Annotated in this window: 1 protein-coding gene and 1 pseudogene; both read right to left on the bottom strand. The window is 67.8% G+C overall.

All coding sequences use genetic code 11. The annotated features are described in order from the left end of the window. Positions 1–98: 98 nt before the first annotated feature. On the bottom strand, positions 99–836 hold the full coding sequence (locus D7V77_RS42085) for a DUF2306 domain-containing protein (RefSeq protein ID WP_120581741.1): 738 nt from the start codon (positions 834–836) through the stop codon (positions 99–101). A gap of 142 nt (positions 837–978) precedes the next feature. Beyond that, positions 979–1103 (bottom strand): annotated as a pseudogene (locus tag D7V77_RS42090) (IS5/IS1182 family transposase); the annotation flags it as partial.

Here is a 1103-nt window from a genome sequence, read left to right on the forward strand (position 1 = left end):
GTACTTCAGCCGCATGCTGACGAAGCGGCGGGAGGACTTCTACGCTGCTGCCGTCCACCTCCTGGCGCAGTTGGGCCGCCCAGGAGGCTTCCGACGTCTCATCTCCTCTGCCCGCACTCGTTGGGTATGCAAAGATTTACCCCGGATGGCTTAGCGGGACCTGGGGCGGCCTTCCGTGCGAAGCGCTGGCGGTAGTAGCGCGTCCACAGGTTCAGTCCCACCACGCCCACCACCGTGGGCCCCAGGAAGATCGCGAGCTGAAGGCCCTCGACGCCGACGTGCCTGGCGTTCACCACCAAGGCGGCGGTGATGGTGCCGATGCCCGAGGCCACCATGGCGGCCATGTGCTGGAACCACCAGTGCATGCGGTCCTGGGGCGGCCGCATCCAGTACCAGAGCCCGGTCAGCCCGGAGAGGATGCCCACCGGCGCGAAGCCCCACAGCAGCGGGACGCCCATCCGCAGTCCGTACGCCTCGGTGAAGAGCCCCATGCACAGCAGCAGCGTGGACAGGCCCACGTCCAGCGGATGCGTGCTCGCTCCGGTGCGCGCCTTCGTCCGGATCACGCGCACCCCCATGGACGCGGAGGCCGCGCTCAGCACCGCGATGTAGATGAAGAAGAGGTCCATGGGCTGCTCGCCCGGTGCCTGGATGAAGCGCCATCCGGAGATGGCCAGCGCGGAGATGGCCGCGGAGATCATGGCGCCCACGTAGGCCCAGCCCACGCGGCGGTGCAGGGCGCCTCCCTTGCGCGCCACCAGGGGCAGCCAGAGCGTGACGAACGCGACGACTCCCGAAGCGATATGGAGCCAGCGGGCGAGCAGATAGAACGACACGGGTGCCTCCGACGTGCTGCGAGTTCGAGAAGCAAGGTACGCGTCGGCGCGTGTGCCTCCATCTGGCGGAAGTCATACGGCCCGCATGTGACTTCCGGCACATGGCCCCCGCGTCCCGGGTGGCCTAGGGCGTGTCCGCGAATTAGAGCCAGAGGCGGATGGAGGCGATATGGACCATCGCCAGGTAGTTGGCGGCGCGCTTCTCATAGCGCGTCGCCACCCGCCGGTTCTGCTTCAAGCGATTGAAGAGACACTCCACCCGGCAGC

This window comes from Corallococcus sp. CA041A, assembly GCF_003612075.1.
GTDB classification, from domain to species: Bacteria; Myxococcota; Myxococcia; order Myxococcales; family Myxococcaceae; genus Corallococcus; species Corallococcus exiguus.